Source organism: Cohnella sp. GCM10012308, assembly GCF_042649185.1.
Taxonomy (GTDB): Bacteria; Bacillota; Bacilli; order Paenibacillales; family Paenibacillaceae; genus Cohnella.
This window is the reverse complement of sequence record NZ_JBHRYU010000024.1, coordinates 1-14,723: the sequence shown is the minus strand read 5'-3', so window position 1 is coordinate 14,723 and position 14,723 is coordinate 1. Positions and strand designations below refer to the sequence as shown.

The window sequence follows — 14,723 nt, the reverse complement described above, 5'->3', positions numbered from 1 at the left end:
TTCAAATGCGCGATCGCCTGCCGTAGTGAAGGCGATGTGTCAGTAGGCGGGTTCAAATGCGCGATCGCCTGCCGTAGTGAAGGCGATGTGTCAGTAGGCGGGTTCAAATGCGCGATCGCCTGCCGTAGTGCAGGCGCTGGGCCTGCAGGCGGTCGCAATTCGCAAAGCGAGCGCTTGTTGTAATGCAGGCGAATTCATTTCCAAGCAATACCCCGCGAGCCCAATCATAACAAGAGCGGTCCCCAAAGGCCAATTGCCTCCCGGGGACCGCTCTTGTTTTAACAAGTCTTTTTAACCGTTCAGCTTCGCCTTCTCCGTCAGCTGTCTCTTCCCCGGCCAGAATGACCGATCGCCCAGCAGCGCCGTGATGGCCGGCACCAGAAACGGCCTGACGAGGAACGTATCCAGAAGCACGCCGATTGCGGTGATGACGCCGAATTGCACGAGCACCTGGATCGGCAGCGTCGCGAGCACCGCGAACGTACCGGCCAGGATGAGGCCTGCCGAAGCAATGACGCCTCCCGTTTCCCCGACGCCTTCGCGAATTGCGTCCCGCAGCGGCATTTCCTTTCGTTTGCGCCAGATGCTGGAGATCATGAAGATGTTGTAGTCCTCTCCCAGCGCCACCAAGAACACGAACGCATACAACGGAATGGAGCCCTGGATGGCATCTGCGCCGAGCACGTAATGGATGATGAGCCATCCGAGTCCAAGCGCTGAAAAATACGATAGAATAACGGTGCCCACTAAATAGGCGGTGGCGACGACGGAGCGCAGATATAGGAGCAGCAGCAGCGCGATCAGTCCGATGACGACCGGCAGGATCAGCCGCGTATCCCGCTCTCCGGTCTCTTTCGTGTCATACTGCTCCGCGGTCTGCCCCGAGATCCACACATGATCGGCGGCCGCCGCGTCGCCCGACTCTGAGAGCGCTGCGTTCGCGGTTTCGCGCAAATCTGGAATTTTGCCCAGCGCCTCGAGCGAATAAGGATTGAGCGCGAGCTCGACGTCGTACGCTACGATTTGTTTATTCTGCTGTCCCTCTACAGGATCGGATACGCGGCTGACATAGGGCAAGCCGGACAGTTTTTCCGCCAAGCCCGTTTCCCGGCCGCCGGTATCGACGATAACTTTGACGGGCGCAAGCTCGCCTTCGGAAAATTGGGAGCCGATCAGCGCGTAACCTTCTCTAGACTCCATCGTGGAGGGGAACGAAGATAAGATGTCATAGGTGAATTTGATCTGACTGGATACGCCCGCAAGCAAGGCGAGGCAAACGACCGAGACGAGAGCGATCAAGCCTGGACGTTTCACGACGAGCGTACCCGTGCGATAGCGGGGGGCTGCCTCGGGCGCAGGCTTTTGTTTGCCTCGCTTCGCGGCGCGTTCCTCGCGCATTTGCTGCGTGCGCGGCACGAACGGCCAGAAGGAGGCGCGGCCGATGACGGCGAGCAGCGCGGGCACGAGCGTCAGGCTGGCGATGCTCATGATAAAAATCGCGATGCTGAACGGCGCGGCGAACCGGCGGAACGCGCCGTATTCGGCCAGCAGCAGCGTGAGGAGCGCGATTACGACGGTGATGCCGCTCATCGCGACGGCGCCGGATGCGTCCGTCAGCGCGGCGCGAAGCGCCTTCCCTTTATCGGGCTCATGCTTGAGCAGCTGCCTGAAACGAGAGATGAGGAACAAACAGTAGTCCGTTCCGGCGCCGAACAGAAGTACCGTCATAATCGAGATGCCCTGCGAATCGACGACGATCCAGCCCTCGCGGGCCATCCAGCCGAGAAGCGGACTGATGACGCCGTAGGCAAAGCCGACGCCCACGAGCGGGATGAAGGCGAGGATCGGCGACCGGTAAATAAGCAGCAGCAATATGAGTACGAGCAGTACGGTTCCCATGAGCAGCGCGAAGTCGGCATTCTCGAAAAGTCCGGTGGCGTCGATCTGGATGCCGACCGGTCCGGTAACCCGTGCGCTGAGGACGCCCGCCTTGCCCGCGTCCGCTTCGAACGGATCGCTGCCGGCCAGGGCTGCAGTTTGTTTTTTAAGGGCTTCAATGCCTTCCTTTAATTGATCCGTGCCCGCGTTTTTGTCGAAAAACACGGGGGTTACGAGCGTGCTGCCATCTTCGGACAGCTGGGCTTTGAGCGCTTCCGCGGGCATCTGGTGCAGCGGAGGAACCGAGGTCTGATACGGAAGCGGCGTGCCGGTCCATTGTCCCGCCAGCTTGCGGACATTTTCCAAATCGCCGTCCTCCAGGCCGCCTTCCCTGTGCCATACGATTAACGCCGGCACGTCCGCGCCGCTTGCGAATTCCCGTTCCGCGACAGCCGCCGCCTTCACGGACGGCCTGCCGTCTGTCAGATTGGGCGCGTTGTTGGTCTCGTGCTTGCCGACCTGCGGCAGCAAAACGCTTAATAGTGCAGCGGCGACGATCCATACCGCGAGCGTCACCCATCGGCCGACGGGGCCCGTTACTCCTTTGCCATCAACGCGTACTTCCTTCACTTGAGCTCCCCCTCGCGATTCGATTGCGATATAATGAGTTATAATGTTACCGTCAATAATTATATATACCGGAAGGTTAATATTGCAACATGTTTGAGGGGAAGGCGCATCAAGTGAAACAAAAACAAACAGGACGGGCCCCGGGGCGGCCCAAAGGGAATACGGACAGCCGGGCCGTTCTGCTCGGCGCCGCTTCGGCTCTTTTTATGGAATTCGGCTACGAGCCGGTGTCGTTGAATCAGATCGCGGAACGCGCGGGCGTAACGAAGGCTTCGATTTATTATTATTTCAGCGGCAAATCGGAGCTGTTCGCCGCGTCCGTGACCGAGATGATGGGGCGCATCTGCTTATTCACGCGCCGGATTCTCGAGCAGGAAGGGACGCTTAGAGAGCGGCTGTACAAGGTCGCGGCAGCGAAGATGGCGGACACGCATGTCGAGTTCGAGTCGATGATGCGCGAAGCGATCGCATCGCTCAGCGAGGAGCAGCGGCGCGAGATCCGCGAAGCGGAATACCGCATTCACGAGGTGCTGGCCGAATGTTTTGCCGAGGCGGCCGACCGCGGGGAAATGCGGGGCGGAGAGGATCCGCTGCTGCTGGCGCACGCTTTTTCGTCGCTGCTGATGGTCGGCAGCCGCGATTACGGCGGCGAAGCGCGCGAGGACCTGCCCGAGCGGATCGTCGATCTTTTCTGGCAAGGCGCGGGACCGCGCGCTTGACACGGATTGACGGCAACCGCTATAATCGAGGCAATAAAGGCTGTGAAGAGGAAAAGTAATCGTGTTGCGTCAACCCAGAGAACCGGCGGTAGGTGCGAGCCGGCTGACGCGAGCGACGAACTCGCCTTGGAGCTCCGCGCGCAATCCATGTCAGGCTTCTTGCCCCGGCAGGCAAGCGCGGCGATTCCCTCCGCGTTAAGGAGGAAGAGTGGACGGCATGCCCAAGCAGGGCTGGCGTCAACTAGGGTGGTACCGCGAGTTTAACCTCTCGTCCCTAGCGTGATTTCGCTGGGGCGGGAGGTTTTTTGGTTTTTTAAACGAGCAGTCAGACGGAAGGGGCAGTCATGAACCATGGTACAAGACAACAATCAACCCGGCTACAAGCCGCAGACGCTGGAGCCCAAGTGGCAGCGCTACTGGGACGAAAATAAGACGTTCCACACGACGGAGGACCCGGCCAAGGAAAAGTTTTACGCGCTCGACATGTTCCCGTATCCGTCCGGTGCCGGATTGCACGTCGGCCATCCCGAAGGCTACACGGCGACCGATATCGTCAGCCGCTACAAGCGCATGCGCGGGTACAACGTGCTCCATCCGATGGGCTGGGACGCGTTCGGCTTGCCGGCGGAGCAATACGCGCTTCAGACGGGACGCCATCCGCGCGAGATTACGGTGGAGAATATCGACAACTTCCGCCGGCAGATCAAGTCGCTCGGCTTCTCCTACGATTGGGACCGCGAGTTCAGCACGACGGATCCCGATTATTACAAGTGGACCCAGTGGATTTTTATCCAGCTGTATAAAAAAGGACTTGCCTACGTGGCCGAGGTGCCCGTCAACTGGTGTCCCGCGCTCGGTACGGTGCTCGCGAACGAAGAAGTCATCAACGGGCTGAGCGAACGCGGCAATCACCCGGTCATCCGCAAGCCGATGCGCCAGTGGATGCTTAGGATTACCGAATACGCCGAGCGGCTGCTCGAAGATCTCGAGGAGCTCGACTGGTCGGAGAGCATCAAGGACATGCAGCGCAACTGGATCGGCAAGTCGACGGGCGCAGAGGTGACCTTTGCGATCGACGGCCATGCCGACGCATCCCTGACGGTGTTCACGACGCGTCCGGATACGCTGTTCGGCGCGACATATTGCGTGCTGGCGCCGGAGCACGAGCTTGTGTCGGCCATCGCTTCCGCAGAGCAGAAGGCGGACGTAGAGGCTTATGTCGAGCAGGCTGCGCGCAAGAGCGATCTCGAACGGACCGATCTGGCTAAGGACAAGACGGGCGTCTTTACGGGCGCGTATGCCGTCAATCCGGTAAACGGGGAACTCGTGCCGATCTGGATCGCCGATTACGTGCTCGGCGGCTACGGTACGGGCGCCATCATGGCCGTGCCGGGCCATGACGAACGGGACTGGGCGTTCGCTAAGAAGTTCGGCCTGCCGATCGTCGAGGTCGTCGGCGGCGGCAACGTCGAAGAAGCGGCGCATACGGGAGAAGGGGAGCACGTCAATTCGGGCTTCCTGGACGGCTTGTCCACGCCGGACGCGATCGCCAGGAGCATCGCCTGGCTGGAGGAACAGGGCAAAGGCCGCGGCAAGGTCACCTACAGGCTGCGCGATTGGCTGTTCAGCCGCCAGCGCTATTGGGGCGAACCGATCCCGGTGCTGCACTTCGAGGACGGCAGCATGGAGACGGTGCCGGAGGAAGAGCTTCCGCTGCTGCTGCCGGACGTCGACGCGATCACGCCATCCGGCACCGGCGAATCGCCGCTCGCTACCGTCGAGGAGTGGGTGAACGTGACGCTGCCGGACGGTCGCAAGGCGCGCCGGGAGACCAACACGATGCCGCAGTGGGCGGGCAGCTGCTGGTACTACCTGCGGTTTATCGACCCTAAAAACGCGGACGCGATCTGCGATCCGGCCAAGCAGCAGGAATGGCTGCCGGTCGATCTTTACATCGGCGGCGCCGAGCATGCCGTGCTTCACTTGCTCTACGCGCGCTTCTGGCACAAGGTGCTGTACGATCTGGGCGTGGTGGCGACCAAGGAGCCGTTCCACAAGCTAGTCAACCAAGGCATGATCCTCGGCACGAACAATGAAAAGATGTCCAAGTCGCGAGGCAACGTCATCAATCCCGACGACATCGTCGGCGAGTTCGGGGCGGATACGCTGCGCGTGTACGAAATGTTCATGGGGCCGCTCGAAGCGACGAAGCCGTGGAATACGAACGGGGTCGAAGGCATGTATCGCTTCCTTGGCCGCGTATGGCGCTTGTTCGTGGGGGAAAACGGAGAGCTGAGCGAAAAGATTAAGGACACCGCAGGCGAAGAGGCTTTCCGCAGAACCTGGCATCGTTCGGTCAAAAAAATTACCGAGGACTACGAGGGATTGCGCTTTAATACGGCGATCAGCCAGCTGATGATTTTCGTCAACGAGGCCTACAAGGTCGAGGAGCTTCCGAAGCAGGCGATGGAGCACTTCGTGCAGATGCTGTCGCCGATCGCGCCGCATATCGCCGAGGAACTCTGGGAGAAGCTCGGGTACGCACAGAGCGTGACCTATGCGGCTTGGCCGTCTTACGACGCCGCGCTGACGGTCGACGCCGAAGTCGAGATCGCCGTGCAAGTCAACGGCAAGATCGTGGACCGCGTCTTCGTAGCGGCCGATCTCGAGGGAGAAGCGCTGCAGGAAGCCGCGCTCGCGCTGGAGAAGGTCAAGGCCGTCACGGACGGCAAGACGGTGCGCAAGATTATCGCGGTCAAGGGCAAGCTCGTCAACATCGTAGCGAACTGACACGTCAAGGGCGGCCCGCTTGGATTACCGGGCCGCCCTTTGCGTTGCCATAAAGCCTTTGCTCCTCGTACTTCCGTTCGTGCCGAAGGTTCGAATCTTCAGCCTATTCGGACGAAAAAGATTGTTCCGAAAGCGAGGCTTCGACCTTCGTCAGATCTTCCGCGAACTTGTCGTGCGTTTTCCGCATGACTTTGCGAAAGGCATCTTTGGTCGCGAGCCGCAGTTCTTCCATCGCTACCGCGGTGATGCCGCCGGGCACGCAGACGCGCTCCTGCAGTTCCTGCGTCGTGCAGCCCTGCTCCAGCAGCCTCGCCGTGCCGAGCAGCATCTCGGCACCGACTCTGGATGCGACCTCGGGCGTGAGCCCCGCGAATTCGACCGTCGATTCCACGAATTGCTCCAGCAGGTACGCCATAAAGGCGGGGCCGCAGCTGGACAGGTCCGAAGCGGCGCGGACGCTATCCTCGGGCACTTCGATAGGCTCGCTGATACGCGCGAACATGGAGATCAGCAGCTTTTTGTCGGCAGGCTCGAGCCGCGTGCCGTACATGAACAGCGAAGCGCCGCTCGCCGCGCCGTTGACGATGCTCGGAATGATCTTCGCCGTCTTGCAGGGCAATAGTCGCTCGAGCTGCTCTAGCGTGACGGGACTGGTAATCGACACCAGCAGCTGCTCCGGCCGTATCGAGTCTCGAATCTCGCCGATCACCGCCCGGTAGTCAAGCGGCTTCACGCAGAGAAAGACGATATCCGCGTCCCGGACGGCTGACGCGTTCGTCGGCCCGATCCGAAGGCCCGGGAACTGATGCGCCAGACGTTCCGCTTTGGAGGAGGTGCGGGTTGCGATCGTCACTTCCGACGGCTCAAAAGCCCGGGCGCGCAGCAAGGCTCCCGCTAGCAGACCGCCCATGCTTCCGGCGCCGATGAAGCCGACCTTCATCTGAGGTCCTCCTCCCGCTATTGGCATTATGCATGGCTTCTTTCCATTGTATGTCAGCAGGTTTGGCCGACATGACTCGATTTTTTATGCGTTTTGAAAATGGATGAATGCAAGTCGCCTCAGGAGACGATCATGGAGGAGAGCCATATGGGAAAAAAATCGGCGCGGAGCATCGGACTGCGGAGCCGTGCGGCGCTGTTGGCGGGTGCGGCAGCGGCAGCTTTGCTGGTTTGGGGATGGCTTGCGCCTGCGGACGGGGGCGTACCCGGCTGGGAGCCGGTGAACGCGCAGGTCGCGGCCGCCGTGGCTGACGCAGAGATCGAGAGCGGGAAGGCGGAGGGGACGGACAAGTCGGCTAGCGCAGTGTCAAAGACGGATTCGACGGCCGCCGACCGACCGATCGCGTCTGAGGGCCCCGCCAAGCCGGCGGCGGACGGAGCGGTATCGAACGGAAGCGAGGTCTCGGGGACTTCGGTAATACCAGGAAAGGCGTCAGGCGATACACCTGTCGCTGCCGGGGATTCCGGCACTGGCCCGGGAAACGTTGACAAAATAGCGGAGGCTACCGCGCAAGTAGGTGCCGCAGCAAACGCCGGACCGGCCGCGAATGCGGGCGACGGGACGCAGCAGGGCGCGGGATCCGAAGCTTCGGCGGCGGACGGACGGCTCGATATCAATCTGGCTAGCGCCGCCGAGCTGGATGCGCTGCCGGGCATCGGGCCTGCCAAGGCCGAAGCAATCGTACAATATCGGGATGCGCACGGGCGTTTCAGATCTGCCGAATCGCTAAAAGACGTTAAAGGAATCGGGGACAAGCTGCTCGCGAAGCTGCTGCCGCTTATAAAGGCAGGCTAAGCCGGACGGCGGTCCCGGGGATATACGACAGGAGGCAAAGCCAGATGGCGCTTGCGGTTCGCAAGGATTGGGATACTTACTTTATGGACATCGCCTTCATGGCATCGACGCGGTCGCGTTGTCCGAGACGGCACGTGGGCGCCGTGCTCGTACAGGGCAAGAAGCTGCTGGGCACGGCTTACAACGGCGCGCCGATGGGCGTGCCCGACTGCTCGGAGGCCGGCTGCATGATCGTCGAAGAATTCGCGCCGTCACCTTCAGGAGAACCTGGCGTCATGGTCAAAAAGGAGCGCTGCATCCGTACGATTCACGCGGAGCAAAATTTGTTGCTGTTCACGGACCGGATCGACAGGGAGGGCTCGACCGTCTATGTGACCGATCAGCCGTGCTGGACATGCGCGAATATGCTCGCGAACAGTGGCATCGTCGAGATCGTTTTTCACCGCGGCTATCCGAAGGACCATGACAAAGTTTCCGCGTTGATGGCCGAGCGCCGCATCGTTTTCAGGACGATAGCGGATTATGCGCCGCCACAGGATACGGAAGTGAAGGAAGCCGATTAAAGAAGGAAATTGGAATACGAGGAAGGCCAATGGGAAGAACCCCGCTTAACGCGCAGGGTTCTTCTTTTTATTGGAAAGGAGCGTGAAACGGATGGATCGCAGGCCGCTGGTTTGCGTAGCGGGGTTCTGGGTCGCGGGCAGCGGCATATGGTCGGTGCGTCACGGCATGCCCGCGACGCTCGTTTATCTCGGCATCGTCGTCGCCCTCGCGGCATTCGTCCTCGCCGGGCGGATCAGGCCGAGTACCGGCGCGATATGCGCCGCGGCGTTGCTGCTGTCCGCAGGCCTTCGGATATGGAGCGAATCCGGGCACGGCTCCGATCTGACGTCGGCGTGGAACGAGCCGGAGGGCCGGTCGGTGATCGCGGCCGGCCGGCTGCTGGAGCCTGCGGCGATCGACGGCGATACGGTGACGTTTCCGATACGCGCGAGTCTCGTCCGGTCGGGCGATGAGGCAGCGCTGCGCATCGACGAGAAGCTGCTGGTCCGCGTTCGGCTGTCCGCCGAGGAAGAGCTGGCTACCGCGGCATCCTGGAAGCGCGGCATATCCGTCGAGGTCTCCGGCACGCTCAAGCTTCCCGCCGACGCGGGCAATTTCGGCGGCTTCGACTATCGTCGTTATTTGAAAGGGCAGGACATTTATTGGACGGTAAGCGCCAAGGGCGCGGAAGCCGTCGAGCGAACGTCGGGCCGCGTATCGCTCCTCGACCGTACGCTTCGCTGGTTCGACGAATCCCGGGAAGCCATCGGGAAGCTGACCGATCGGCTGTACGGCAAAAAAGACGCCGGTTATATGAAAGGTTTGGTCGCCGGCATCGTAGACGACATCGATCCGGACCAATACGACGACTTTTCCCGGCTCGGTCTGACGCACGTGCTCGCTATTTCCGGCCTCCATGTCGCCGTCGTCGTTTATATCTTGCTGATGCTCGGCAAGCTCGCGCGCTGGACCCGGGAGCGTTCGCTCGGATTCGCGGCATCGGCGATGCCCATATACATGCTGCTTACCGGCGCTTCTCCGTCGGCGGTCCGCGCTTGCCTGATGTCGATGCTCGCCTTGTGGCTCGCGCGGCAGGGGAAGCTGAGGGACGGGCTTCATCTGCTTGCCGCGTCCGCGCTCATGATGGTCGTATGGCGGCCGTCCGTCGTGGAGGACGTCAGCTTCCAGCTTTCTTTTATCGTGACCGCGGGTCTCTTGCTCTGCGTGCCGGTCATGACGGAGCTGCTTGCCGTTCGCATACGCTCGCCGTTTTTGCGCTCATCGCTCGCTGTAGCTTTAACCGCCCAGCTCTTTTCGTTTCCGGTCACCGCTTTTTATTTTCATCAGCTGCATTTGCTGTCGCTGCTCGCGAATCTCGTGCTGGTGCCGTTCATCAGCTTCGTCGTCATGCCGCTAGGGATGGCCGCGCTGGCGCTTGGCGCCGCTTGGCTGCCGCTTGGCCTCGTAACCGCGAAGCTTGCGACGCTTTGCAACCGCGCGACCTTCGCGATTACCGAATGGATGGGATCGGTCAAAGCGCTCTCGACGGTATGGCATCAGCCCGATCTGATCTGGGTGCTCGCCTTCTATGCGCTGCTGCTGGCCACGCTTGCCTTCGCCCGCCGTTCGCTCCGGCTGCGCGCGGAGCTGGCTGCGACGGCCGAAGCTGCCGCGGCGCAGCTCGCGGTCGCGGATCCGTTCGATCCCGCCGAGCGCGCCGAGCGCATCGCCGCATATGCCGGCGGCGCGCAGGACCGAGCCGACTGGACGCAGCCGCTACAAGGCCGGCCCGGCGGAGCAATCTCCGCCGACCAGCCGGAGGCCGCGTCTTCCGGGAGGCGCTCCAAACCGGACTCTACGAACTCGGAGACTTCGGGAAGCGGGGCGACCAGGGTGCTCGCATTCCATGCGCACCTCAATGCGCGCCGCAGGCGGCAGATCTCCGCCGCGATCTTCGCGCTGAGTTGGCTTGGCATGCTCGCTTGGGAAGCGCCGCCCGTCAAGCTCGACCGGACGGCCGCAGTCTCTTTTCTCGACGTCGGTCAGGGCGACAGCATCCTGATCGCGACCGGCAGCGGCCGGCATGTGCTCGTCGACGCGGGCGGCACGGTCGCCTTCGGCGCGGCGAAGGAACCGTGGCGTCTGCGCAAGGACCCTTACGAGGTCGGCCGCAAGACGCTGGTGCCGCTGCTTAAGCAGCGGGGCGTCCGGCGCCTCGATGCGCTCGTGCTGACGCATTTGGACGCCGACCATATCGGGGGCGCCCATGCGATTATCCGGGAACTGCGGGTCGGACGCATTTTGTTTAACGGAACGATTAAACCGGATGCCGACGTGCTTCGTCTATTTCATGAAGCCGAAGACGCAGGCATTCCGATGTATGCGGTCAAAGCGGGCGACGTGTGGCGGCCGGATGCGTCGGCGACGCTTGAAGCGCTGTATCCGCTACATGCGGCCAGCGACGATTCGATACCGGTTGTCGGCGAGCAAAACGATATGAGCGTCGTGCTCAAGCTCACGCTATACGGCCGCGTGTTTGTGCTTCCGGGCGACCTGGAGGCGGCGGGCGAGTCCGCGGTGCTCGACGAGCTGCGCCGGCACGGCGAAGAAGCGACTGCCATAGACGTGCTAAAGGCGGGGCATCACGGCAGCAAGACGTCTACGACGTCGCCCTGGCTGGCCTGGTGGAATCCTTCGGAGGTCGTCGTATCCGCCGGCAAAAACAATTTGTACGGGCATCCGCACGCCTTAGTCGTCGACCGGATCCTGCAATTCGGCGCCGCGCTCGAGCGGACCGACGTCCAAGGCGAGATCGCCTACCGCATCCGGCCGGACGGCCGGCTCGAACGGCGCGAGAAGCGGCCGTGACGACAAAAAGCGGCGCATATGATAGACTGTAACGGGACTTCATTCACGACTTTTCGGCGCTTCGCCGAGTATATAATGGAATATCGATCATTGGGACACAAGCGGTTCCGAAGGGCGTTTACGCCTTTATTTTTTTGTTAGATTATACCTTGCGTTTTTTGCAACCTTTTGGCGCACGCTTGCGTCAGAGGGGATGCGAGAGAAGGAGGATCTCCCGTGGTGGAGCCGGAATTGATCAAAGCTGCGCAGGCCGGCGATCGGGAAGCGCTCGTCGCGCTGCTTCGCGAGATCGAACACCAGGTTTACCGTACTGCCTATTATTTGCTTAACCACGAGCAGGATGCGATGGACGCCGCGCAGGAAGCGTTGATTCGGGTATACACGAAGATCAATTCCTACGAAGAAAAGGCGCAATTCCGCACGTGGGTTCAGCGTATCGTAACGAATATTTGCATCGACAAGTTTCGTCGCAAACGTCCTTCCGTTTCGATCGACGAACATGAAATGGTATTTCAAGCAAACGAAGACGTCGAGGCCGAGGTGATGAGCGGCTACGCTTCCGAAGACATTCGCGAGGCGATCGGCAAGCTTCCGGAGCATCACCGCACCGTGGTCGTGCTTCGTTATCTGCAGGATTTCTCTTATAACGAGATCGCCGATTCGCTCAACTTGCCGTTGAATACGGTCAAGTCTTACTTATTCCGCGCCCGGCAACAACTGCAGACATTGCTTCATGACTATCGGAAAGGGGGTGTCCGGGGATGAATCGCGAAGAGGGGATGGAGCTCGTGCAGCGTTCGATCGACGGCGATCTGAACGAGGAAGAGTCGTCGCGACTGCAATTGTACCTGCAAAACTATCCGGAGTGCGCCGCGCTTCTCGAGCGGCTGACGCGGCTGTCCGAAGAGCTGACGCAGCTGCCGCACGTAACCCCGAGATACAGCCTGGTCGACGCGATCCTGCCCCAGCTGGAGCGGATCGTGCCCGAGCCCGCGCCGGACGCCGTGCGCGCGCCTGCCGCAGCGGCTGCGCCCGAGCTGCGTTCGCGGAGGACGGGCAACCGCAAGTCCATGTACCGCAGCTTGGCCGCAGTCGTCGCGGCCGGCGTCGTCGCGGGCGTGCTGCTGATTGCGCATCCGTTCTCGCTGCTGCCCGATTCGGATCAGCAGAAGTCGGCCCTGCAGCAGGAATCGGCAGCCCAAGCGGCGCCAGGTGACGCTTCGTCCGACATCATGCGCAAGAATATGATGAACGATGAGACGGCGCCGGATGCCGCTGACAAGATCGCCGGCGCGAGCGCGTCCAGCGAACAGAGTCAGAGCTCGATCTCGTCCGATGGCTCCGCCGACGGCGCAAGCCCGTCGGTCGGCGGCACGAGCCTGAACGCATCCGGCGGAGGCGCGTCCGGTGGTTCCTCGACCGGCGAATCCGGCACCTCGGCAGGCGCGACCGGCATCGTGCCGACGGCCAAGATCGAGACGCAAAAGCCGTCCGCGGATCCGAATGCCGCGACCGGCTCTGCTGGCGGGTCGAGGCTGGAATTTGCGCCTCCTGCCGCCGCTTCGTCCGGCACGTCGGACAAGACGGATCAAGATACGCGCAACTTTGCAGGCGCCCAAGGCGACAGCCCTGCCAAGAGCGGTACTGGCGCAAGCGGACCGGCCGCGTCGGAAGCGCCGTCGATTGCGAACGTGCCGGAGATGTCGTTATCGGCCGCCATGCCCTCTTGGGCATCGCCCGACGGCAAGCTGACGGCACTCGCATACCAAGGCGGCCTGCGCATCGTGAAGACCGATGGACTCGAGACGGTTTTCGAGAGCGGCAACCGCGATGGCGCGGTGTCCGACGTCTCGTGGGGCCAGGACGGACAGGATCTGTACTACACCTGGACGGACGCTTCCGGCAAGGCGACGGAGCTCTGGTGGAACGCCAAAGAAAATCGCGAGCAGACGCGCTGATCGGCAGTCACCAATGGAACGGCTGCCGCGTATATTGGGATTATGACAGCTGCCGCGCCCCCTGGAGGCGCAGTCACGATCGTTCGCGCAAGGCACCATGGGCCTGCACGTCGAACGTTGACATAGATTCCAAGGACAAAGAGATCGCGCCTGCCGTTAACGGGCGCGGTCTCTTTGCTGTATAATGGTTGCGAGGTGGTCGGATTGGAATCGAAACAGGCATTTAAGGAAATCAGGGACGGACAGATACGTCCGATGTACATATGCTTCGGCACGGAGAGCTACCGCATGAACGAGTTCGCCGAGCGTCTAGCCGCGACGGTGGCCGAACCCGAGCATCGCGACATGGCGATCGTTCGCTTCGATACGGCAGAGCATTCGCTAGACGCGATTCTGGAGGAAGCGGAAACGATGCCCTTTCTGGTACCGAGCAAGCTTGTGCTCGTCCGGGACAGCGTCCTGTTCGGCTCGGCCAAGGAGTCGGCGAAGACGGAGCATCGGCCGGAACGGCTGCTGGAATATATGCGCAGGCCGTTCGAGACGACCGTGCTCGTCTTTATGGTGCCGCACGACAAGCTCGACGAGCGCAAAAAGACGTCGAAAGCGGCCAAGCAGGACGGCATCGTCGTCAATTTTTCTCCCCTGGGCCCGGACGAGCTGCTCCAGTGGGTGTCGGGCCGCGCGGCCAAGCAGGGCCGCACGCTGGACAGGCAGGCCGCGGAAGAGCTGATCCGCCGTGCGGGTACGGAGATGGGCGCCTTGTCGGCGGACACGGACAAGCTGTGCCTGCATGCGGGCGAGGGCGGTACGGTGACGGCCGCGTCCGTCGCCGAGCTCGTGCCGGCCGGCGTCGAACAGAGCGTGTTCAAGCTGACGGAGGAGATCGCGTCGCTTAGGACGGATAAGGCGATCGCCCTGTATCACGATCTGCTCAGGCGCCGCGAGGAGCCGATCAAGCTGACGGCGCTGCTCGTCAGGCAGTTCCGTAACATGCTGTACGTCAAGGAGCTGGGCAAGCAAGGCTATTCGCCGCAGCAGATGGCGGGCCAGCTCGGCATGCATCCATACGGCGTCAAGGTGACCGCGGAGCAGGCCAAGGCGTTCAGCATCGAACGGCTGACCGCGCTCCTTGGCGGCCTCGCCGAGCTCGATTACGAAATGAAAACCGGACGCGTCGACAAGACGCTTGGACTGGAGCTATGGCTGCTGCGGACCGGCTCCGGCGCAGGGATGAAGGTATAAGGGATTGGTAATGCGGCTTGGGCGGCAGCGATTATAGCGGCAGCGATTCGAGGACGGGGAAGCGCGCTGTCGGCGTGCGGGAGCTTGTCGGATGGTTTGCGTGTCAAAAGAACTGCATTAATACATGTATTTTTCCTCCGGCCAATGGATGCGATGAAATACCTGCAAATATGGTTACTACTTAGGTGAGTTAGAACTGAAACTGCCCGTGAATGGCGAGTGAGAGGGATTTGAGGACGGAAAGGTTTTGTTTGAGGAGCGTGGAGACGACGGAGCGAATGCGTGCAAACTGCGTTGCTC

The 14,723-nt window shown here is 61.6% G+C and carries 10 protein-coding genes and 1 other annotated feature; of the genes, 8 read left to right on the top strand and 2 right to left on the bottom strand.

What is annotated here, in order from left to right:
- Window positions 1-291 precede the first annotated feature (291 nt).
- A complete protein-coding gene (locus ACFOTD_RS22505; protein ID WP_378122186.1) occupies window positions 292-2,508 on the bottom strand; it encodes an MMPL family transporter in 2,217 nt (738 codons plus the stop codon).
- A gap of 113 nt (window positions 2,509-2,621) precedes the next feature.
- On the opposite strand from ACFOTD_RS22505, the gene ACFOTD_RS22500 reads away from it, so the two are divergent.
- Window positions 2,622-3,227 carry a TetR/AcrR family transcriptional regulator gene (locus tag ACFOTD_RS22500; protein ID WP_378122184.1) on the top strand — a complete coding sequence of 202 codons (606 nt, stop codon included), beginning with the start codon at window positions 2,622-2,624 and terminating at the stop codon, window positions 3,225-3,227.
- Between the two features lie 33 nt (window positions 3,228-3,260).
- Window positions 3,261-3,506 (top strand) — a binding site (T-box leader).
- A gap of 72 nt (window positions 3,507-3,578) precedes the next feature.
- Window positions 3,579-6,017: a leucine--tRNA ligase gene (gene leuS / locus ACFOTD_RS22495; protein WP_378122183.1), complete on the top strand. Its 2,439-nt coding sequence runs from the start codon at window positions 3,579-3,581 to the stop codon at window positions 6,015-6,017.
- A gap of 103 nt (window positions 6,018-6,120) precedes the next feature.
- On the opposite strand, the gene comER is transcribed toward leuS, so the two are convergent.
- Window positions 6,121-6,957 (bottom strand): late competence protein ComER, encoded by an 837-nt coding sequence (comER, locus tag ACFOTD_RS22490; RefSeq protein WP_378122182.1) that lies wholly within the window; start codon window positions 6,955-6,957, stop codon window positions 6,121-6,123.
- Between the two features lie 147 nt (window positions 6,958-7,104).
- Here comER and ACFOTD_RS22485 point away from each other — a divergent pair, with 147 nt between their 5' ends.
- The 6 genes from ACFOTD_RS22485 (at window position 7,105) to holA (ending at window position 14,423) form a co-directional block, all read left to right on the top strand.
- Entirely contained in the window at window positions 7,105-7,812 is a 708-nt protein-coding gene (locus ACFOTD_RS22485) for a ComEA family DNA-binding protein (RefSeq protein ID WP_378122181.1), read from the top strand.
- A 44-nt stretch (window positions 7,813-7,856) separates the two neighbouring features.
- Window positions 7,857-8,375, top strand: coding sequence for a deoxycytidylate deaminase (locus tag ACFOTD_RS22480; protein WP_378122180.1), 519 nt, complete (start codon window positions 7,857-7,859; stop codon window positions 8,373-8,375).
- Between the two features lie 91 nt (window positions 8,376-8,466).
- The gene (locus ACFOTD_RS22475) at window positions 8,467-11,223 is read left to right on the top strand and encodes a ComEC/Rec2 family competence protein (protein ID WP_378122179.1); all 2,757 of its coding nucleotides are present in this window, start codon (window positions 8,467-8,469) and stop codon (window positions 11,221-11,223) included.
- Between the two features lie 216 nt (window positions 11,224-11,439).
- The gene (locus ACFOTD_RS22470) at window positions 11,440-11,988 is read left to right on the top strand and encodes an RNA polymerase sigma factor (protein WP_090114914.1); all 549 of its coding nucleotides are present in this window, start codon (window positions 11,440-11,442) and stop codon (window positions 11,986-11,988) included.
- On the top strand, window positions 11,985-13,181 hold the full coding sequence (locus tag ACFOTD_RS22465; protein ID WP_378122178.1) for an anti-sigma factor family protein: 1,197 nt from the start codon (window positions 11,985-11,987) through the stop codon (window positions 13,179-13,181). Before ACFOTD_RS22470 ends, ACFOTD_RS22465 begins: the two co-directional genes overlap by 4 nt.
- Window positions 13,182-13,385: 204 nt before the next feature.
- Window positions 13,386-14,423 carry a DNA polymerase III subunit delta gene (holA, locus tag ACFOTD_RS22460; protein WP_378122177.1) on the top strand — a complete coding sequence of 346 codons (1,038 nt, stop codon included), beginning with the start codon at window positions 13,386-13,388 and terminating at the stop codon, window positions 14,421-14,423.
- The last annotated feature ends 300 nt before the right edge of the window (window positions 14,424-14,723 follow it).

Coding starts and splice junctions, on each gene's coding strand:
- leuS (WP_378122183.1), top strand. CDS start 3,579: ATGGTACAAGACAACAATCAACCCGGCTACAAGCCGCAGACGCTGGAG.
- comER (WP_378122182.1), bottom strand. CDS start 6,957: ATGAAGGTCGGCTTCATCGGCGCCGGAAGCATGGGCGGTCTGCTAGCG.
- ACFOTD_RS22485 (WP_378122181.1), top strand. CDS start 7,105: ATGGGAAAAAAATCGGCGCGGAGCATCGGACTGCGGAGCCGTGCGGCG.
- ACFOTD_RS22480 (WP_378122180.1), top strand. CDS start 7,857: ATGGCGCTTGCGGTTCGCAAGGATTGGGATACTTACTTTATGGACATC.
- ACFOTD_RS22475 (WP_378122179.1), top strand. CDS start 8,467: ATGGATCGCAGGCCGCTGGTTTGCGTAGCGGGGTTCTGGGTCGCGGGC.
- ACFOTD_RS22465 (WP_378122178.1), top strand. CDS start 11,985: ATGAATCGCGAAGAGGGGATGGAGCTCGTGCAGCGTTCGATCGACGGC.